The organism is Bartonella sp. HY761, assembly GCF_026743145.1.
In the GTDB taxonomy this organism is placed as follows: domain Bacteria; phylum Pseudomonadota; class Alphaproteobacteria; order Rhizobiales; family Rhizobiaceae; genus HY038.
The window spans coordinates 1,772,659-1,792,797 of sequence record NZ_CP104887.1; the positions used below are offsets into that span (position 1 = coordinate 1,772,659).

Sequence of the window (20,139 nt, forward strand, 5' to 3'; positions counted from 1 at the left end):
TTGAATTAATACTTGTTGTGTGTTTTTTCTATTTTCCCCTTGTGAAGACTTTTGGTGTGAAGACTTGCGGTTTCCACAAGGGGAGTATTGGTGAATATTCTAGTTTTTTAATTTAATGCATCCGCATCACTATCTTTTAGTTGGCTAATGCGAACTTTACTAATATTGCGTCTTTCAAGCTCAATCACTTCAAAGCGCAGCCCTTGTGCTTCAAATGATTCGCCAAGGCTTGGCAAGTGACCAAATTGCCAAAGCATATAGCCGGCAAGAGTGGTATAGCGGTCATTGTCATCAACAAGATCACAGTCAAGAAAACCGCTTAAACGACGAATATCTGCATAGCCTTCAACCACCAAACTATTGTCAGTATCACGCTCCACCAGCATTTGCTCTTCCTCATCATCAGGGAAGTCGCCAGCAATCGCTTCTAATATATCAGTTGGGGTTACAACGCCTTCAAAAGAGCCATGCTCATCAACAACAATGGCAAGCTGAATGGGTGAGCGGCGTAATTGTTCCATAAGGCGCAAGACATTGGTATTTTCATGAACAACCAACGGCTGACGCATGGCCTTTTGCCAATCGATTTTTTTGCCTTCTGCCAAGCTCAGTAAAATATCCTTAGTTAGGGCAACACCAACAAATTCATCTACCTTTTCATGGGCAAGTACAATGCGGGTATGACGAAAATTTGGAATTTCCTTACGCATTTCTTCGTCACTGCTTGAAACATCAAGCCATTCCACCTCTTGACGGGGCGACATGATCGAGCGCACGGGACGTTCTGCAAGATCAAGCACTGAGCGGATCATTTGCTTTTCTTCTGGCTTAAAGACTTCAGACGCCGCCGATTGCTCGGCTATGACATCAACGGTTTCAGCAAGGTTACCCTCATTGCGGCCGCCGCCAAGCAAGCGCAACACAGCGCCGGCTGTCCGCTCACGCAGATCATTGGTAGACACCAATTTTTCGCGGTTGCGCCGACCAATTTGATTGAAGGCTTCGATAAGGATAGAAAAACCAATAGCTGCGTAGAGATAGCCTTTGGGGATATGATAGCCAAGTCCTTCAACAATAAGGCTAAAACCAATCATCATCAAGAAGCCAAGACAAAGAATAACCACGGTTGGGTGGCGGTTAACAAATTGCATCAATGGGCCAGAACCCCACATCATCACGCCCATAGCAACAATAACCGCAATATACATAACCGCCATTTGTTCATGGGGGATCATGCCAGTGGCAGTAATAATACTATCTAGCGAGAATACCGCATCTAGCACAACGATTTGCACAATAACTTGCCAAAATATCGCATGTGTGGCGTTGGTCTTTTTGTCATGAGTATCACCTTCAAGCCGCTCATGCAGTTCTAATGTGCCTTTGGCAAGCAAAAACGCACCACCAATAAGCAGAATAATGCTGCGCCAGCTAAATTCAAATTCACCGATAGAAAAAATAGTTTCTTTTAGTGAAATAACCCAGCCGATAATGAGTAGTAAGCCAAGGCGCATGACAAGCGCCAGCGAAAGGCCGGTTAGTCGGGCGCGGTTACGTTGGTGTGGCGGCAGTTTTTCTGCAAGAATTGCAATGAAAACAAGGTTGTCAATACCAAGTACAATTTCGAGAAAAATCAGTGTTACCAAGCCTAGCCAAGCATGGGGATCGGCAATCCATTCCATAATTTTATCCTGCTGTCTTATATAAATAGTACAAGATTAAAAATCTTGCCAAAAAATAACATTTAAGAAATTTAGATTTTTAGTTTGATTCGCAGAATACTTGGCTATTCAAGCAATCTGCTTTCTGAAAAATGTTTTTTGATGCTTCTTGAAATAGAAGAAAGAATAGCATTGAAGCCGAAAGCGATTTGGCTTTTCAGTGATTTAACTTTTTTTGCTAAACTAATGTTTTTATAAGGAAAAAATGGCGACATTAAATGCCGCCTCATACTGCTTGCAGGGTCTTCACATGATGTGCCGGGCATTACGCTCGATCAACCTTTTCAATAACACAGCTTTGGAAAAAATCGTCAAAGCCGAAGTTGGAAACAAAATACAGTGTCTATAATGATATTTTTTGTTAAAACTATCAAGAGGCTATGTATGGTTTTTAATAAACGATAATGCAAATTGAAAATTTCCGCCTGAAAAATTATGGATTATGACAAAAAAATGAAAAAAAATAAATTATGGACTAGACATGATGTTTTTTGATGTTTATAGATCGCCACACAAGTCGTGTGACTGATTTGGTAAGGGTGATTAGCTCAGTTGGTAGAGCAGCTGACTCTTAATCAGCGGGTCGCAGGTTCGATCCCTGCATCACCCACCAATTAACTCAACAAATATACGTTATGCTTTCCAAACTGAAAAAATAAAAGTTAGATGCTTTTTGCTCCAAATCTATGATAACTGGAGTTAATTGTACTATAGTCAACCTTTTATGCCGTGCTCCAATAAAATATCCCAAACCCCGGCAGCTTACAAATAGTTAAGATATTCGGCCCTAGCCTGCATATTGATTATCACATCAAAGTATTAAATATTAAAATCGGCTATAAAATCATTCCTCGTTCGACAAAAAATTTGTTCTTTAATCTTGTTATAATAGCCATGCCAAACGAAAATAAGTAAAGATAGCCTCAAGCTCTCATATTTTATGCCAACAAATAATAATAACATCAATAGCATATCCCTCTCTATAACTACAAAGCTTTTGACCACCCATAACCTTAGTCGTCGTATTAGTCATGGCAAACTTCGCTTATTTTCATATCACGGATTTCTTGCCAAGGAATTGGTCCAGCAAATGCTTCTTCCGTGTAGCGATTATCTTTAAAGTCTGGGTTTTCTTTTAAAATAAGCATAGATAATTGTTTTAAATCATGCTCCCTTGCAATATTTTTCGGACCGCTAGGAGCAAACCACTTAATAGCTTCATTAACCTGCTCATATGTTGCATTTTTATAATAGCCTTTACAAACTATATATTTTAAAAGCTTGCGGCTTTCCTCATCATATTCAGTTGCTAATGACATTATAGTTGAGTGACCGAGACTTCCTATCCAAAGTGGATCAGCACCCTGATCAATAAGCAATTTAACTGCATCATAATTTCTTTTTAGAGCATGCATAAATAGGAGTGAAAGTGGATTTTCTCCAGGAATGATATGATCGGCTTTGCCACCATTTTTAAGATAAATTTCTGTCAGTTCATAACGGAATTTTTTTGTCACTTCGGGATCAAAACTATAATCAGGCTTCACCATAGTAACCGTGGCTGTATAGTAAGTGAAATCATTTTCTGATCCATACGACGGTCTATCAACCATATAAGGGTCTGCACCTGCCGCCAAAAGCACATCAATAGCTTGTAAATTACGCGCGGTTAGAGCTAAAAACAGCAATGTTATATCATTGTCATAGCGGGCGTTAAGAGTGCCGTCAGGTAAGATTTTGACATCTTCAAGCGTGATTGGTTCTTTTTTTTCAATCTTGCGGGCTAGTTGATAAACAATTGGATCGGCATTTTTAAAATAGCTATCGGTTCTTGGCGAAGTATTATCTATTTTTTCGTTCACCACCTTTAAAATAATTTCACTATCTTTTTTGGTTTTAAAAATAGTAAAGAAACTAAGCCCCAGAACCAAAACAAGCACAATAAAAGCAAATAACACCTTATGTTTACGGGGCGACTTATTTTCTTGTTTAACTTGGTTCTCACCCGCCATAATGTCCCTCAATATTTAACCTTGTTGCTACCTTTTTACAAACCTATACTATCCATATATACTTACAAGCCAAGTTTCCCTATTATAATGAGATATATTTTCTTAATTCATGCGGTAAGTGTATGTTAAATTGCTTGCTCCCCCCAATAATAGGCATCATAGACAGTGATGCAGACGCCTAACAATAAGGGTGTCACTTTTATAATCAATAGCGTAGCAGGAGATGGCTTTAAAAAAATATACCAATCTTCGATCAGTTGGGTTTAATTGCTAATATTACTTGGGCAAAACAGCCAATGAACGAGCTAAATATTAACAAAATATAACAAGGGATGTTCATCTCAGAATATAATAAATTTTCATTCAATTTAATGGCTCCTGCCTTTAGAAACATTCCTTAAGTAGATTATGGCTAAAGATTCAAATCTTTTAATAACGCGTCTCGTTTTGCTAAAAAGCCGCTATCAATCCAGTTTTGTTCCATTTCTTTAAGCAATTGACCTATTTTAACCCCCGGCTCAATGCCCAGCGCAATTAAATCTTCACCGCTTATTGGCATTTCTGGAACAGGCCAATTTTCAACTAAGTCAATCATTCGCCCATAATTGGCAGCCTCAATCAAAGCCGCCTCGCCCTTTGGATTATGGGCGTCATCAATACCGCGGCTTCGTGCTTTAGCTTGCGTTAATCGCAAATGGTCAAGCACTGCTTGCGCACCATTTTGATAGACCAGTTTTTTAATCAGCATATCAGTATCGCTGGATTTTGGCGCTGGTAATAATGCCCATTTCGACAAACGTTTTTTTTCAATATTCGCAAGTTTTAGACGGTTACCTAGGGTGGAAACCCGTGCTGCATCAGGTGGAATAATCGCTTCTAAACGCAAAAATGGATCAACATCCCAACCAAAATGCTGCTCACTAGCAATTAAGCCATGAATAAAATCAATGCCCCATTTTTCACTTTCGGGCAAAATAGCAGTTAAAACGCCTGCTTGGCGCATCCATAATAAAGCGCGGCTTGGGTCTTTGGCGCTTAGCAATTTTTTAAGCTCTGCCCAGATACGTTCTGCTGATAATTTGCTTAAGCCATCTTTCAATCGTGCGGACGCTTTTAAGCCCTCCGCATCTGGGCGACCTTTGCCATAAAAGGCAAAAAAGCGGAAAAACCGCAAAATACGCAAATAGTCTTCTTTGATGCGGTCCTCCGCATGGCCAATAAAACGTAAGGTTGACGTTTCAATATCAGCAAGCCCGCCGACATCATCATAAATGACCCCTTCATGGTCGCAATAAAGCGCATTAATAGTAAAATCACGCCGTTGTGCGTCCACCTGCCAGTCTTTACCAAAAACCACACTTGGGTGACGGCCGTCACTTGTTACATCTTGCCGTAAGGTTGTAACTTCAAATGGGTGATGATCTACCACCACGGTAATGGTGCCAAAGCCTTCGCCAGTTGGCACAGCATGAAAACCAGCTTGTTGCGCAAGGCGCGTTGTTTCATCTGGCAAATGGGTGGTGGCAATATCAATATCGTTAATTGGCTTGCCCATTAAAGCATTACGCACAGCACCACCAACAATGCGTGCCTCGCCATTTTGACTACCTAAAACTTTTAGCAATTTTTGTAGTCTTTCATCAAAAAGCCAATTTGCTTTGTCTTTGGTTAATTTCACGCATAAAGCCTTTCATAAAGATGCACAATCATACCAGCCGTTGCGCCCCATATAACATAGTCTTTATAATAAAGCGCGTACCAAGAGCGTTGTTTACCATCAATCTCTTTATGCATTTTTTGATGATTTTTAGGATCCATCAAAAAAGCCATTGGTACTTCAAATATTTTTTCGACTTCGGTGGGATTAGCGATAAAATCTTGCTGTTTTTGTAAGGCTGCAACAATCGGGGCAATTTTATAACCTGTACCCGTAAAATAACTTGGCAATTTTCCTAAAATAGCAACATTATCATCATGCAAAGCTATTTCTTCACGCGCTTCACGCAAAGCCGCATCAATATCATTCTTATCGCTAGAATCGACACGCCCACCGGGGAAAGAAATCTGCCCTGAATGATTGCGCAATTTTGAAGAACGCTCGGTAAATAGGATTTTTGCACCGTCATTGTGGTCAATTACAGTGATTAATACCGCCGCTTTTTTCCAAGTTGGGGCATGATAATCAATAGGCTCAGCTTTATTGGCAGCACCCATAAGATGATAAGAAATGGAAAGATCACTGTTAAAATTTGCAGCATCATCATGGGTTTGAGCAATGGATTGTCCTTTTTTATAAAAACGTTTGGTAAAATCAGCTAATGAAAAATCATTACTCATTTGCATTCCTTCATTACAACCCCATTTGCATTCTTTTATTACAATAAGCGACAGAACTTTCAGCATCTCACATATTTTTATAAACCAAGCTATTGATATTTTTATTAGTTTATTGGTCTTATGTCACAAATAGTCGCAGCAATATCGTTTTTTTAGCAGTTGACTGAGGTGATTTTAGATATTTTAGTGCAAAGATTTTACATAATTTGGGCAAGAAGTCATGAAATAGTCATTGTTGACGTTTTTTCAATGGATTATTTATCAAAAGCCAATAAAGTCACTTTGAACATAATACAATAATGATGCTATTGCAAAACGCACTATATTCACTTGGTATTGAGGACGACATGAACCAAACAATAGAAGACAATAATAAACAAGCTACAAGCGAGGCTTCAACCAATGAGGATATTATTGCAAAAACGGATGCCGTTCATGACGAATTAAAAAAAATTCGTAGTTCTATTGGCAAAGTTATTTTTGGCCAAGAGCAAATTGTCGAGCTTGCGCTTACTGCCGTTCTAGCTGGTGGCCATGCTTTGCTTGTTGGTGTACCCGGTCTTGCTAAAACGCGCCTTGTTGAAACTTTAGGACGGGTGCTTGGCTTAGATGAAAAGCGCATCCAATTTACTCCCGATCTTATGCCATCGGATATTATCGGTTCTGAGGTGATGGAAGAAGGCGAAGATGGGCGGCGTAATTTTCGCTATATTCAAGGACCAATTTTTGCACAATTGCTAATGGCCGATGAAATCAACCGTGCTTCACCTCGCACTCAATCGGCACTCTTACAAGCCATGCAAGAATATCATGTCACTGTTGCTGGTAGCCGCTATGACTTGCCGCGCCCTTTCCATGTGCTTGCAACCCAAAACCCACTTGAGCAAGAGGGAACCTATCCACTTCCTGAAGCACAGCTTGACCGCTTTTTAATGCAAATCAATATCCATTATCCAGACCTTGATACTGAACGGCGCATTTTGGTTGAAACAACCGGGATTAATGATACCAAGGCGGAAGCGGTTATTACATCACATCGTTTGATTGAAATGCAAAAAATCATTCGCCAAATGCCCGTGAGTGAGCAGGTTATTGATGCAATTTTAAAACTTGTACGCTCTGCCCGTCCTGATAGCGATAATGCAATTGCCCAAAAATATATTTCATGGGGACCCGGCCCACGCGCCGCGCAAGCCTTGTCCTTGTGCGTACGTGCACGTGCCCTATATCAAGGCCGACTTGCCCCCTCAATCGAAGATGTCTATGCTTTGGCTGAACCTGTTTTACAACACCGCATGGCGCTTAATTTTACAGCGCGAGCTGAAAACATTCCTGTATCGCGCATTATTACAGATTTGGTAAAGGCACAAAGCTAATGGCCATCGGCGCGCTTACTCCACCAATTAAGGTAAACTCCATTCTTGCAAATGCAGGAAAGGATGCCCGCCAAATCAGCGCGCTGGTTCTTCATGCACGCAAAATTGCGATGAGCATTTTAGGCGGTTGGCATGGCAAACGCAAACAAGGAAGTGGCGATAGTTTTTGGCAGTTTCGTCCCTATGATAGCGGTGAATCTGCAAGCCGCATTGATTGGCGCCGTTCTGCCCGCGATAATACGCTTTATATTCGTGACCGCGAATGGGAGGCGGCACAAACAGTGTTTTTATGGCCAGATCAAAGCCCCTCCATGCAGTATAAATCAAAATATTGCGAACATTCAAAAGAAGAACGCGCTTTATTGCTAGCTCTTATTTTAGGTGAAGTTTTTGCGCAAAATGGTGAGCGTATTGCCATACCATCTATTTTACCACCTATTTCAGCACGCAATGGGGCAGAGCGCATGGCAATAAGCCTTGTTAATCATCAGCCTGCAGCTAATAGCATGGATTTGTCAGTATTAAGCCGCTACAGCCATCTTATTATCGCCAGCGATTTTTTAGATGATATGAGCGTTTTGGAACAACGCTTTACCAAGCTTGCAGAGCTTAATATCCGCGTTCACCTCATTCAAATATCAGACCCAAGCGAAGAGGTTTTTCCCTATCAAGGCCATGTGTTATTTCAAGACCCTGAAAGCGGATTTGAACTTGATGCAGGACGCGCGCAAATATATCAACAAGATTATTGTCAGCTTTTTGCTGCAAGACGCGCTCACTTAAAAGATATTTGCCGCCATTATGGTTGGGGTTTTTGCCTAAGCCTTACCGATGAGCCAGTCACCAAAACCTTAAGCGCCTTAAATATTGCCATGAATGCCGATCTTGGCTTTCGGCGAGGACATATTGCATGATACCACTTAGCTTTGGCACCCCTCTTATTTTAATAAGCCTTGTTGTGCTGCCAGCAATCTGGTGGCTATTACGCATGACGCCGCCCCGCCCGCAACGTGAAGTTTTTCCACCGCTTCGTATTTTAGCAAGCCTTATTAAGAAAGATCAAACCCCCACTAAGTCACCATGGTGGTTGGTTTTATTACGCCTTGCCATTGCTGCTCTTATTATTATTGCCTTGGCACAACCTTCATGGCGCGAAGACAAGCAACTCGTGCAAAATAAAGGCGCACTTGCTTTGCTGATTGATAATAGCTGGCCATCAGCCACCAATTGGCAAAACCATAAACTCACCGCACGCAAATTGATCGAAGAAGCCAATAATCATAATTTGCCAATTTATATTTTAGCCAGCAACGAGCCACAAAATAGCGAAACGGGCCCATTTACTGGCAGTGCCGCCTTAAGTCGGCTTGACGCTATAAAACCAATGCCTCTTGCTGCCGACCGCATGCAACTGGTTGAAAGGCTTAAAAATATTGGTCAAAACAATCCAAATTTACAACCAGATTTACAAATTGCCTATCTTACCGATAGCTTAAGTGAAAAAAGTGATACAGCTAGTTTTAATCAAATTCAGCAAATTCCGCATGGTATTTTTCATATATTTAGCAATGACAAAGCAAATTGGATTGGCTTAACCAGCGTCAATAATCAAAGCGATAAAATGATTATTAACGCCATTCGCAGTGATAAGGGCAAAATGGAAAATATTCCACTTTCAGCCTTTGATAGTGACGGCCGCAAAATTGGTGAAGCACAATTGCATTTTGATAATTCAGCAACAAAAGGTCAGGCAGAAATAACCACGCCGCTTGAAATTCGCAATGATATAGCTTGGCTACGCCTTGATGATAAAGCCTATGCTAGCGCAACCTTAGCGGTGGATGCATCAAATAAAAGACGGCGCATTGCCATGCTTGCACCCTTAACCAGCGAATTACCACAACCCTTATTATCGCCGCTTTATTATCCTGCCAAAGCTTTAGCGCCTTATGGCGATATGATTTATAGCACAAAAGGCGATATTGACGAAAATATCAAAACATTATTAGCATCAAAACCAGCAATGTTGGTAATTGGTGATATTGCCAATATACCGCCGCAAAGTGAAGAAGCCATTACACGCTTTATCCATAATGGCGGCACATTGCTGCGTTTTGCTGGCCCTAATTTAGCGGCGGCAGAAAGCAATGATGGTCTTTTACCAGTGAAGTTAAGACGCGGCGAGCGTAATCTTGGTGGCGTGATGAGTTGGGCAAAGCCACAAAGCATTGCCCCATTTGCAGCCGACAGCCCATTTGCAACCCTTACGCCGCCACAAGATATTGAAATAGCGCGTCAAATATTGCCTGAACCATCTGTTGATCTTCGGGATAAAAGCTGGGTCAATCTTGCTGATGGAACGCCACTGGTGACAGCGCAAACACGTGGCGCTGGGCGCATTATTTTCGTCCATACCTCAGCTGGGCCAGAATGGTCAAACCTGCCATTAAGCGGATTTTTTGTCGATTTACTGCGCCAATTCGTGGCTCTTAGCCATCAACCAGTTAGCGTTAATGATGGAGAAAGCAGCACCAAGGCGCTTGCACCTTGGCGCATTTTCAATGCTGAAGGCTTTCCGCAAGCGCCATCGCCAAGTGATAAGCCTATCAGTCTTAATGGCAATACGCCAATCACTGCCAGTCTGGATCACCTACCCGGTCTCTATGGGCAGCAAGACGCACTTTACGCACTTAATTTATTAAATAGTGACAGTGACTTAAAACGATTAGAGCTGCCAAAAGGCGACAAAATTGTCCATAATAACTATGACGAAAATGATACAATATCTTTAATTGGCGTTATGTGGGGGCTAGCTTTCGTATTATTTATTCTTGATAGTCTTATTATGCTCATTTTAGGTGGCTTAAATTTCAAAAATTTAAAGCGCAGTAATCTGTCACCTTTAATCTTATTAATGGCGCTTTTCTGCAGCTTTACATTGAGTGTGACAGCACCCAATTTGGCGCAAGCAGCAAATGCGGACGATAACACAACCCAAAGCGAAGCAGATCTTGTCATGCGCGCTGGTAAAACCCATCTTGCTTACGTTAAAACCGGAGATGATACCATTGACGCAACCAGCAAGGCAGGTTTAGAGGCTTTAAACCAATTTATTGTGCAAAGAACTACCATTGAACCGGGGCAAGTTATTGAACTTGATCTTGATAAGGATGAGCTTGCTTTTTATCCACTTATCTATTGGCCGATTGACGCGTCAACCAATATGCCAAGCCAAAAAGCGATTGGCAAAATAGATGCTTTCATGCATCAAGGCGGCACAGTCTTATTTGATACGCGAGATGAAATTACTTCAAACCTTAATCTTGACGGTTCACCATCAGCCAATACCAATCGTTTAAGAGAAATTTTAGCAGGGCTTAATGTTCCACCATTGGAGCCACAACCTCAAAACCATGTCATTGGCCGTTCTTATTATATTATGCCAGATTTTCCAGGCCGATATCGCGGTTCGCAATTATGGCTTGAAGCAACCCAAAACAATGGTGAAAACCGACCAGTCAATGCTGGTGATGGCGTTAGCCCAATTTTAATAACCGCAAATGATTTTGCCGGTGCTTGGGCGCATAATGGCAAGGGTGACTGGCAATATCGGCTTGTTCCTGATGATAATATGCAACGTGTGTGGGCTTTTCGCGGTGGTTTAAACATTGTCATGTATGTGCTTTCTGGCAATTATAAATCCGACCAAGTTCATGTGCCTGAAATTTTAAAACGCCTCGGCCAGTAGGAAAAAGACGATGCAATATTCTATTGAATTTGAACCACTACTGCCAATAATGCTCGTTTATATATTAATTGCCATTAGTTTTTTAGTGGTAATCATCACCATTATTTCGCGCAAACGCGGTTCATTTTTGCGCATTATTATGGCGGCTTTATTTAGCCTTGCTTTAATGAATCCAGTATTTTTACAAGAGCAACGTGAACCAACCAAAGCGGTGGTGGCAATTATTGTTGATAAAAGCCAAAGCCAAAAAATAGATAAGCGCGAGCAAGAAACTTTAGATGCGCTTGAAAATATCAAAACCGTATTAAATACATATCCGCAATTTGAAACACGCATTATTGAAGCTGGCAATCCATCAGCCAATGATGATGGCACAGCCACACGGCTTTTTGGACCACTTGAAAAAGCCCTTGCCGATGTTCCCCCTGCCCGCCAAGGTGGTGCGATACTCATTACCGATGGGCAGGTGCATGATATTCCCGATCCTTCAGCCTCACAATCCAATAGTAAAGCTAATAATGACGCCAATAACCAATTGAACATTCATGCACCTATTAATGCGCTGATTACCGGAAACAGTGAAGAATATGATCGCCGTATCCGCTTTATTAAAGCACCGCGTTTTGGCATTGCTAATCGTGAGGTGGAATTATCCATGCAAGTGGATGATGCGGGAAAAATTGCAGGACACTCCAAAACCGCAGATGTTACCATAACTGTGAATGGCGAAATATTATCAAAACAAATCGTTGAAATTGGCAAAGAAACCAGCTTTTCAATCACCCTGCCCCATGCCGGCAATAATATTATTGAATTATCCACCCCTGCATCAAGCGATGAAGTGACCGACATTAATAATCACGCAGCGATTATGATTGATGGCGTGCGTGAAAATCTTAAAGTTTTGCTGATTTCTGGCGAGCCACATAACGGCTTACGCACATGGCGCGATTTGTTAAAAAGCGATACCAGTGTTGATCTTGTGCATTTTACTATTTTAAGACCACCGGAAAAACAAGACAATACACCTATGAACCAGCTTTCCTTGATTGAGTTTCCAACAAGGGAATTATTTGTCGAAAAGATTAATGATTTTGATTTGGTCATTTTTGACCGCTATCAACATTATGACGTATTGCCGCTCATTTATTATGATTATTTGGCCAATTATGTAAAACAAGGTGGCGCCTTGCTTATGGCAACTGGGCCAGAATTTACTGGCGAGAACTCACTTGCCCGCACACCCTTATTTAGCATATTACCAGCCCTTCCCAATGATATGATTGAGGAAGAAGCCTTTTTGCCAAGCCTTACCGATCTTGGGCATAAGCATCCAATTACCCGTGGCCTTGAAGGCAGCAATATCAATCCACCCAAATGGGGACATTGGTTACGGCAAATAGATGTTGTACCCAACCAAAATGCGCAAATATTAATGAATGGCGTTAAAGATAAGCCGCTTTTCCTTGTTGCCCATGAAGATAAGGGGCGCGTTGCTATGCTGCTTTCTGACCAAGGTTGGCTATGGGCGCGCGGTTATGAAGGCGGCGGCCCTTATGCTAGCCTTTATCGACGCACAGCGCACTGGTTGATGAAAGAACCAGAGCTTGAAGAAGAAGCACTTTTTGCGACCAGTAAAGGCAATGATATTCACATTCGTCGTCAAAGCATGAAAGATAACATTGGTAAAGTGCAAATAACCCTGCCGTCGGGCAAAATCCAAGAACTAACCTTGCAAGCAAAGCTTGATAATAACAAAGATAATCAAGGCGATAAAAACCAAGTTAATAGCAATAAAGGTAACGGCGTATTTACCGGTGATTATCGCAGCGAGGAAATTGGACTTGTTCATATAAAAAATGATGAGTTTGAAACGCTAGCCTTGGTTGGTCCGATTAATGCACCCGAATTTGGCGATCTTATTTCAACACCCCATCTTTTACAGCCAATTGCAGATGCTACTAATGGTGCGGTAATAAGGTTAAAAGACACCAAAAATGCGAACTTAAAAAAACCAAACATAGAAATATTAAAAGATAATGCCAAACCGCTTAAAAATACCATTCACTTGCGTGAAAGTAGCGATAGTAAGCTGATTAGTGTTGCAAGCTATCCACTTTATACTGGATTATTAGCCTTGCTAATCAGTCTATTGATTATAAGCGGCATGTGGTATCGCGAGGGCCGGTAATTCTATCAATAGTCATGATCGATTAACCTAAAAGCCTTGGCTTATAGCTAAAAAACCTCTTCATTGCAGGCATTGCAATGAAGAGGTTTTTTATTGAGCACATTTTCCAAAAGCTTCAATTTTAAATTTTCTAGGGTCAGGACCTATTAATTTTTTGGATTCCTTTTTTTGTTGATTTGTGATTCATTGGTTTTGTGGAGGTGAAACTAATGAGTGATTTGTTTTTATTGAGCGAAGAGCAGATGGCGCGAATATCGCCCTGTTTTCCACTGTCTCATGGGGTTGCTCGTGTCGATGACAGGCGCGTTATCAGCGGCATTGTCTATGTCATCAAACATGGTCTGCAATGGAAAGATGCGCCCCTCGGTTATGGTCCGCATAAAACGCTCTATAATCGCTTTATCCGCTGGAGCAGGTTGGGTGTATTTGACCGCATCTTCGCAATGCTGGCCGGACAGGGCCCAAAACCTCAACGCATCATGATTGACGCCACACACCTCAAGGCGCATCGCACGGCTGCCAGCCTGTTAAAAAAGGGGATATTCCCCGCCGTATCGGGCGCACGAAAGGCGGCTTGAATTCAAAGCTGCACACGGTCTGCGATCAAGATGGAAAGCCAATATGTCTGCTACTAACTGAAGGGCAGATGAGTGACTACAAAGGAGCCGCTCTTTTGCTAGCGCATCTGCCAGATGCCAAGGAACTCATTGCAGACCGGGGGTACGATGCTGACTGGTTCCGGCAGGCATTGCTTGACAAAAAAATAAAGGCTTGCATTCCGCCCAGAAAGGGCAGAACCACCGAGATAGTTTATGACAGGCAAACTTATCGGTTGCGTCACATAATCGAAAACCTCTTTGCCAAGCTAAAAGACTGGCGGCGCATCGCGACACGCTATGACCGATGTGCACACACCTTCTTCTCGGCTATATGCATCGCCGCAACCGTAATATTCTATCTTAATTAATGAGTCCTGAGCCTAGTCATTCACCTTGAATTTTTGCCAATAGAATCAACATTATTGCTGTCTTATTGGGCGGTATATTGCAAATGTCATTTTGCACTAAATAGTACTATACTTGTTTCATATTGGTAATAATCATAAAATGAACTTAATATAATCACTTTGTAGTCCTTCTTTGGCTTATTTTATCTATCATAAAGTAAGCAATAAAAATGATTAGCCGGTTGAGCAAGTGCTCACACAAATGAAAGACCGCCATTTAGAAAACCTTAAACTAATAAAATTTTTTGCCCAAAGAACAGATTAAAAAACCGCAATTGTCGCATTCTTAACTGATGCAACTTGCGTAGTTTTTTTATTGATCATTTTTTGCGAGCATATTTGGGAATCGAAATTTTCGATATTCCCACGGAACCAATCTACATCATAGGCGTTCAACACACTCAAACTACAATATAGTTTGAAATAATTTTGTGCGTGCATTGTTTAACTCCATTGAAAAATAGCAAATTATTAAAAATTTGCAATATAAGCAAGAAGATTACAGAAAACATGAAAATAATAAGCTTTATAACTTTATTAATTACCTTTTTTGCGGCCTCCTTCCAAATCGCAAATGCTGTCCCCAAAATTGATAAAAAAATTGAGCGCACTCAAAAGCTTGATAAAAGCAAAGCGCAAAACAACGACGAAAGTCGCCCTTATGAAGATATTATTAAAAGACATGCAGCCGCCAATAATGTGCCAGTAGATATGGCCCATGCAGTGGTTAAAACCGAAAGCAATTATAATAAAAATGCTCGCGGACGCGCAGGCGAAATTGGTCTTATGCAAATTAAATTATCAACTGCACGCAGCCTTGGTTATCGTGGCTCTGCAAAGGCCCTTTACGACCCACAAACCAATATTGAATATGGAATGAAATATCTTGGCCTTGCCCACCAATTAAGTGGCGGCAATATGTGCAATACAATTTTAAAATATAATGCCGGCCATGCAGCCAAACGTATGAATCCAGTTTCTGCCCGCTATTGTAGCAAGGTTAAATCTTATTTGGCCTCGTTAAACTAAATTATAAATCTTCAACTACAATTAAACCAATATAAAACAGAACTTATTCGTGTCATGCATAATGATGCATGACACGAATATGCTAAGGCCGATATTAGAGCGTTTTCCGAAAAGTGTGAAGCGGTTTTCGGGCAAAAACGCGGAGTAAACAATGGATTAGAGCGCTGATCTCATACAATCAGATTGAAATGCGCTCTAATGAAATTCTAAAGCATCACCAACTATTGCTTCAACAACCTTGGTGTTTGAACCTTCTAAGCCTGCAATAAATTTATCTGCCGTTTGGTCAAGCAATGGGAAAGTGCCATAATGGCAAGGAATTGCAGTTTTAAGATTTAAATAGCGTTGACAAGCAAGGGCCGCAACTGCGCCGCCCATGGTGAAACAATCGCCAATTGGTACAATACCAATTTCTGGCGCATGTAATTCGTCAATTAATTTCATATCAGAAAAAATATCAGTGTCGCCCATATGATATAGAGTTGGCGCATCTTCAAAATGGAAAACCAACCCATTAGGATTTCCAAGTGAAAAAGACTGGCCATTTTCATTCATCATAGCCGATGAATGAAGGGCGTTGACAAAGGTAACACTATAACCATCATGATGCTGCGTACCACCGGTATTGCCTGGACAAATTTTGGCAACACCCTGTGCGCTTAACCAATCTCCCAAATCGGCATTGGCGGTAACAGGTATGTTTTTTTCAATAGCAATCCTAACCGTATCACCAACATGATCACTATGGCCATGGGTTAAAGCAATGTGGGTGACGCCATCGGTGATTTTTGCCAAATCAAGCGCAGCTGCTTTTGGATTTCCAGTTAAAAACGGATCAATCAAAATAATAGCAGAGCCTACTTCAATGCGAAATGCCGCATGTCCAAGCCAAATAATCTTCATAAAAATTTCTCCTATCAGTCTATCTTTGGTTACCATGCCAAGCGGCTGTTTTATTTATCAAGCACTAAGATAAGCCAAATGGTACAGAAATAACAATTAAATTTATAATCAATTTAAATATAGCTTTTTTTAAAAAGTCAAAGCATGATGATATCGTCTTAACTACCCACTAACGATTTGAATATTTTTATAATTTATGCAAATGATAGCCAATTGATTTTGTCTATTCAAAATTTAAAATCGACGTATGTAATATAGTTCTCCCTCGAATAAGGAAACCGTAATGACGGTGATTACCATTGAAGACGCCCCCCAATATCTTGTTGATGGTCAAAGCATTATTGGCCTTGATCTTGGCACTAAAACAATTGGCCTTGCGGTTTCTGATATTGGTTTAAGCTTTGCCAATCCGCGTCCGGTTTTAAAACGCAGTAAATTTACCAAGGATGCGCAGGATTTACTTAGCGTTTTAGAAAAAGAAAATATTTGCATTATGGTTATTGGCTTGCCGCTTAATATGGATGGCTCTAGTGGCCCAAGAGTACAGGCAACGCGTGCCTTTGTGCGCAACATGGAAAAACTCACCGATATACCCTTTATTTATTGGGATGAACGATTATCGACAGTTGCGGCAGAACGCAGCCTAATTGATATGGATGTGTCACGAGTCAAGCGATCTGAGCGCATTGATTCTGCGGCTGCAAGCTTTATCTTACAAGGCGCTCTTGATCGACTTGCAAATTTATAATACATGCCAAATCTAATATTTTTGAAACCTATGAATGCTGGTTTCAAAACAAATAAAATAGACGTCAAACTTAATCACCACATGCAATAGCATAGGTAAAACCACAGCAAACGGTTTTGGGATTAATGATTTTGGCGTTGCCATTAAACGCGGCAAGCGCTAAAGCTTCAGCAATACCCAAATAGCCGGTTTTTTGAAAAACCTTCATGGAAGGTTTTTCAATATGTGATTGATATTTTTGTAAAGAACTGATTGGTAAAAGAAAAATTGGCACTGCAAAATACCTTTCTAGATAAGGTAGCCATGCAGAATGGCCAAATTTGTCTAATGTGGCAATATAAGAGAATTGAATTTCAAGTGCATCCAATACTTCCTGTAATTCTTTTACCGCATCAATATTATTAGCCTTGGACGAGGCGCCAACACCTAAGCAATATTTTTTTTCAATTATATCATTCATCACTATGTCATAAAGCTTTATAATCAATCAATGAAGCTACTATTAGAGCATTTTCACGAAAAGTATAAAGCGGTTTTCGGACAAAAAACGCGGTTTAAACAATGAATTAGAGCGCCGATCTGATCTAACCAGATCAAAATGCGCTCTAGCTGGTGATTTTTACCCTAATTGCTTTTCCAGATTTCATCGACCTCTTGGGGGCTAATACCCAAAATCGCGCTAACGCGCTCAATAAAGGCAACTTCATTCTCATCAATATAATTATCAGCTGAGGCAACAGCCATCAAATTACGCACCAATGATATGCGTCGTTCAGGTGCTAAATCACTAAACAACGTTGCAGCTTGAGCGGTGGTTGTTTCATATCCATAATCGCCCAAATAACGGATTACATCAGGCAGGGCATCGGCAGGAATATCAAATTGTTGCTGTGCAATTTGTGCAAAAACTTCGGTCTCTGCGTGGCCGCGTTCACCATCGGCAAAAATAATTTTGATCAGCAGAAGAAGCTCAGCTGCAATAGCTGGATCGCCTGCGACTTTACTTACCACACTATTTCGAGTGAAGTAATTAGCAATTTTATGAAAGAAACCTTCGCTCATCAAGCGCTCCGATGTAAATAGCTATTTTTTAGTTAAAGAACCATAGCTGATAAATGACTGTTATTTAATTGGGTAACCCATTTATAAACATATATTTTTTGAAAAAGTTCAATCAGTTGAAAAAAATAATTTTTTCCGTAAACAATTTACTGCACTAAGTTGCTCAATCACATTAAAATGACCTTCGCGATTTTGAAATTGCAGAGCATCGACAAATAGTGCAAAACGGTTGAAGGTTTCAATCATGAGAAGAATGTTGAAATCATACTACATAAAGGAACGATATGATTGATTTTCTTCTTGATCCAACAACATTGATGTTGATCGCAGCAGCTCTCATTGCAGGGATCATTGATTCCATTGCTGGCGGCGGCGGGCTAATTACTGTACCTGCTCTTTATCTAGGGCTTGGCGGCTCACCAGTTGCAGCGCTTGGTACCAACAAATTGCAATCACTCTTTGGCTCACTATCCGCAACCATTGCTTATGCGCGTGCAGGCCATGTTGATCTTAAAAGTCAAGGATGGGAGGCATTATTAGCATTTGCAGGCGGATTACTAGGTGCATTGTTAGCAACCAAGCTTCCCAAAGAAGTATTAACTGCCTTTTTGCCAATTTTACTGGTAAGCGTCGCCCTTTATTTTGCACTAAAACCCAATATAGGCGATGTTGATCGCACGCGTCGCATGGGGCAGTTTTTATTTACCATGACGATACCGCCTTTAATCGGCTTTTATGATGGCGTTTTTGGCCCAGGGACCGGTTCTTTTTTCATGCTGGCTTTTGTTTCTCTTGCAGGTTTTGGTATGCTAAAAGCAACTGCCCATACAAAGCTGCTTAATTTTTCATCTAATATTGGTGGTTTTGCAGCTTTTGCCGCAGTTGGTGTAGTTAATTGGAAAATTGGCCTTGTCATGGGAGTGGCTCAATTTATCGGCGCGCAAATTGGCGCAAGGCTAACCATGAAAATAGGCACCAAACTTATAAAACCACTTCTTGTTATCATATGTACAATATTAGCAATAAAATTAATGCTAGAGCCAGATAATCCTCTTAATCACTTCATCCGCAGTGTATTTAATCCATCATAAAATGACCATTAGGGTTAAATTTCTTTTATTCAGCAACTATATGGCTATATATTAACAAAATTCAGTTTGATTATTTGATAAAGGATGTTGCAAAAACGGGCAACAATATAAAATATGAAAGCAAATCAATTAGATATTTTAATGGTACCTGGATACCAAGGGTCTGATGAAAACCATTGGCAATCACGCTGGGAGCGCAAATTAACAACTGCGCGTCGGGTTGAACAAGACGCGTGGTCAAAACCAGTGCGCAGCGAATGGATTGCACGACTTCGTGAAGAAGTTGAAAAATCTGAACGTCCCGTTTTGCTTGTTGGTCATTCTTTGGGCGTTGCAACCATTGTGCAAGCAGTACCTTTACTTGGCAAACGCGTAAAAGGCGCTTTTTTAGTTGCTGCTCCCGATGTTGCCAATCCCAATATCCGGCCTAAGCATTTAATGACTTTCGGGCCCTACCCAACTGAAAAGCTACCCTTTCCATCTGTGTTAATTGCAAGCCGCAATGATGAATATTGCGAGTTTTCAGTAGCTGAAAAGCTGGGGGAAGATTGGGGTTCACTATTTTTAGATGCTGGCGAAGCAGGTCACATTAACACTAAATCCGGTCATGGCCCTTGGCCAGAAGGCCTTATGGTATTTACGCAATTTATAGGTAATCTATCGTAAGAGGCAAATTGCATTAGAAGGCTCATTTTAGCGATTATGGGCCTTATTTTCCCCAAAACATATAATGATTTAATGCAAGTGGTAGTTTAAGGCTAAAAACCTTTTAAAACAAAATATTATGCAAATAATCTATATAATATCACATTTGCAACCTATAGCTTTAAATCGATTTATATTTTTGCCAAACTCAGATTTTAGAATTGCTTTGCAATTTCTTTCAACTTATAGATAATACTATAACCAGTTTTC

16 protein-coding genes and 1 tRNA gene are annotated in these 20,139 nt (G+C 40.8%); 10 read left to right on the plus strand and 7 right to left on the minus strand.

Annotated elements, in window-relative coordinates; genetic code table 11:
- Positions 1 to 107: 107 nt before the first annotated feature.
- Positions 108 to 1,682: a TerC family protein gene (locus N6A79_RS07615; RefSeq protein ID WP_268545476.1), complete on the minus strand. Its 1,575-nt coding sequence runs from the start codon at positions 1,680 to 1,682 to the stop codon at positions 108 to 110.
- Positions 1,683 to 2,258: 576 nt separating this feature from the next.
- Between N6A79_RS07615 and N6A79_RS07620 the strand changes: the two genes are divergently transcribed.
- Positions 2,259 to 2,334 (plus strand) — tRNA-Lys (locus N6A79_RS07620).
- Positions 2,335 to 2,746: 412 nt separating this feature from the next.
- Here the strand turns inward: N6A79_RS07620 and N6A79_RS07625 are convergent.
- The 3 genes from N6A79_RS07625 to N6A79_RS07635 form a co-directional block, all read right to left on the minus strand.
- Complete coding sequence (locus N6A79_RS07625) at positions 2,747 to 3,733, minus strand: hypothetical protein (RefSeq protein WP_268545477.1); 987 nt, start codon at positions 3,731 to 3,733, stop codon at positions 2,747 to 2,749.
- Positions 3,734 to 4,145: 412 nt separating this feature from the next.
- Positions 4,146 to 5,411 carry a CCA tRNA nucleotidyltransferase gene (locus N6A79_RS07630; RefSeq protein ID WP_268545478.1) on the minus strand — a complete coding sequence of 422 codons (1,266 nt, stop codon included), beginning with the start codon at positions 5,409 to 5,411 and terminating at the stop codon, positions 4,146 to 4,148.
- Positions 5,408 to 6,070 (minus strand): CoA pyrophosphatase, encoded by a 663-nt coding sequence (locus N6A79_RS07635; RefSeq protein ID WP_268545479.1) that lies wholly within the window; start codon positions 6,068 to 6,070, stop codon positions 5,408 to 5,410. The genes N6A79_RS07630 and N6A79_RS07635 overlap by 4 nt, the downstream gene beginning before the upstream one ends.
- A gap of 347 nt (positions 6,071 to 6,417) precedes the next feature.
- Here N6A79_RS07635 and N6A79_RS07640 point away from each other — a divergent pair, with 347 nt between their 5' ends.
- From N6A79_RS07640 to N6A79_RS07665, 6 genes are all read left to right on the plus strand, one after another.
- A complete protein-coding gene (locus tag N6A79_RS07640) occupies positions 6,418 to 7,446 on the plus strand; it encodes an AAA family ATPase (protein WP_268545480.1) in 1,029 nt (342 codons plus the stop codon).
- Complete coding sequence (locus N6A79_RS07645) at positions 7,446 to 8,360, plus strand: DUF58 domain-containing protein (protein ID WP_268545481.1); 915 nt, start codon at positions 7,446 to 7,448, stop codon at positions 8,358 to 8,360. The genes N6A79_RS07640 and N6A79_RS07645 overlap by 1 nt, the downstream gene beginning before the upstream one ends.
- Positions 8,357 to 11,194 (plus strand): DUF4159 domain-containing protein, encoded by a 2,838-nt coding sequence (locus N6A79_RS07650; protein WP_268545482.1) that lies wholly within the window; start codon positions 8,357 to 8,359, stop codon positions 11,192 to 11,194. Before N6A79_RS07645 ends, N6A79_RS07650 begins: the two co-directional genes overlap by 4 nt.
- 10 nt (positions 11,195 to 11,204) lie before the next feature.
- Positions 11,205 to 13,385 carry a glutamine amidotransferase gene (locus tag N6A79_RS07655; protein ID WP_268545483.1) on the plus strand — a complete coding sequence of 727 codons (2,181 nt, stop codon included), beginning with the start codon at positions 11,205 to 11,207 and terminating at the stop codon, positions 13,383 to 13,385.
- Between the two features lie 209 nt (positions 13,386 to 13,594).
- Positions 13,595 to 14,352 (plus strand): IS5 family transposase gene (locus N6A79_RS07660; protein ID WP_442784224.1). Its coding sequence is split into 2 segments (ribosomal slippage): positions 13,595 to 13,928 and positions 13,928 to 14,352, totalling 759 coding nucleotides; the frame shifts between segments, so codons are not numbered across the junction.
- Between the two features lie 549 nt (positions 14,353 to 14,901).
- The gene (locus N6A79_RS07665; protein WP_182417044.1) at positions 14,902 to 15,420 is read left to right on the plus strand and encodes a lytic transglycosylase domain-containing protein; all 519 of its coding nucleotides are present in this window, start codon (positions 14,902 to 14,904) and stop codon (positions 15,418 to 15,420) included.
- Positions 15,421 to 15,615: 195 nt separating this feature from the next.
- Here N6A79_RS07665 and N6A79_RS07670 read toward each other — a convergent pair whose 3' ends face one another.
- Complete coding sequence (locus N6A79_RS07670; protein ID WP_262078114.1) at positions 15,616 to 16,323, minus strand: metal-dependent hydrolase; 708 nt, start codon at positions 16,321 to 16,323, stop codon at positions 15,616 to 15,618.
- A 283-nt stretch (positions 16,324 to 16,606) separates the two neighbouring features.
- Here N6A79_RS07670 and ruvX point away from each other — a divergent pair, with 283 nt between their 5' ends.
- Positions 16,607 to 17,071, plus strand: coding sequence for a Holliday junction resolvase RuvX (gene ruvX / locus N6A79_RS07675; RefSeq protein WP_268545484.1), 465 nt, complete (start codon positions 16,607 to 16,609; stop codon positions 17,069 to 17,071).
- A 70-nt stretch (positions 17,072 to 17,141) separates the two neighbouring features.
- Here ruvX and N6A79_RS07680 read toward each other — a convergent pair whose 3' ends face one another.
- Together N6A79_RS07680 and N6A79_RS07685 are read right to left on the minus strand one after the other, a co-directional pair.
- Positions 17,142 to 17,531: a cobalamin biosynthesis protein gene (locus tag N6A79_RS07680; RefSeq protein WP_268545485.1), complete on the minus strand. Its 390-nt coding sequence runs from the start codon at positions 17,529 to 17,531 to the stop codon at positions 17,142 to 17,144.
- 164 nt (positions 17,532 to 17,695) lie between these two features.
- Positions 17,696 to 18,133, minus strand: a complete 438-nt coding sequence (locus N6A79_RS07685; protein ID WP_268545486.1) for a tellurite resistance TerB family protein — start codon at positions 18,131 to 18,133, stop codon at positions 17,696 to 17,698.
- Positions 18,134 to 18,417: 284 nt separating this feature from the next.
- On the opposite strand from N6A79_RS07685, the gene N6A79_RS07690 reads away from it, so the two are divergent.
- Positions 18,418 to 19,224, plus strand: a complete 807-nt coding sequence (locus N6A79_RS07690; protein WP_262078117.1) for a TSUP family transporter — start codon at positions 18,418 to 18,420, stop codon at positions 19,222 to 19,224.
- A gap of 114 nt (positions 19,225 to 19,338) precedes the next feature.
- On the plus strand, positions 19,339 to 19,890 hold the full coding sequence (locus tag N6A79_RS07695; protein ID WP_182417050.1) for an RBBP9/YdeN family alpha/beta hydrolase: 552 nt from the start codon (positions 19,339 to 19,341) through the stop codon (positions 19,888 to 19,890).
- The last annotated feature ends 249 nt before the right edge of the window (positions 19,891 to 20,139 follow it).

Excerpts from the sequence above, each read along its gene's own strand:
- N6A79_RS07615 (WP_268545476.1), bottom strand. The coding sequence starts at position 1,682 with ATGGAATGGATTGCCGATCCCCATGCTTGGCTAGGCTTGGTAACACTG.
- N6A79_RS07625 (WP_268545477.1), bottom strand. The coding sequence starts at position 3,733 with ATGGCGGGTGAGAACCAAGTTAAACAAGAAAATAAGTCGCCCCGTAAA.
- N6A79_RS07635 (WP_268545479.1), bottom strand. The coding sequence starts at position 6,070 with ATGAGTAATGATTTTTCATTAGCTGATTTTACCAAACGTTTTTATAAA.
- N6A79_RS07640 (WP_268545480.1), top strand. The coding sequence starts at position 6,418 with ATGAACCAAACAATAGAAGACAATAATAAACAAGCTACAAGCGAGGCT.
- N6A79_RS07645 (WP_268545481.1), top strand. The coding sequence starts at position 7,446 with ATGGCCATCGGCGCGCTTACTCCACCAATTAAGGTAAACTCCATTCTT.
- N6A79_RS07650 (WP_268545482.1), top strand. The coding sequence starts at position 8,357 with ATGATACCACTTAGCTTTGGCACCCCTCTTATTTTAATAAGCCTTGTT.
- N6A79_RS07655 (WP_268545483.1), top strand. The coding sequence starts at position 11,205 with ATGCAATATTCTATTGAATTTGAACCACTACTGCCAATAATGCTCGTT.
- N6A79_RS07665 (WP_182417044.1), top strand. The coding sequence starts at position 14,902 with ATGAAAATAATAAGCTTTATAACTTTATTAATTACCTTTTTTGCGGCC.
- N6A79_RS07670 (WP_262078114.1), bottom strand. The coding sequence starts at position 16,323 with ATGAAGATTATTTGGCTTGGACATGCGGCATTTCGCATTGAAGTAGGC.
- ruvX (WP_268545484.1), top strand. The coding sequence starts at position 16,607 with ATGACGGTGATTACCATTGAAGACGCCCCCCAATATCTTGTTGATGGT.
- N6A79_RS07680 (WP_268545485.1), bottom strand. The coding sequence starts at position 17,531 with ATGAATGATATAATTGAAAAAAAATATTGCTTAGGTGTTGGCGCCTCG.
- N6A79_RS07685 (WP_268545486.1), bottom strand. The coding sequence starts at position 18,133 with ATGAGCGAAGGTTTCTTTCATAAAATTGCTAATTACTTCACTCGAAAT.
- N6A79_RS07690 (WP_262078117.1), top strand. The coding sequence starts at position 18,418 with ATGATTGATTTTCTTCTTGATCCAACAACATTGATGTTGATCGCAGCA.
- N6A79_RS07695 (WP_182417050.1), top strand. The coding sequence starts at position 19,339 with ATGAAAGCAAATCAATTAGATATTTTAATGGTACCTGGATACCAAGGG.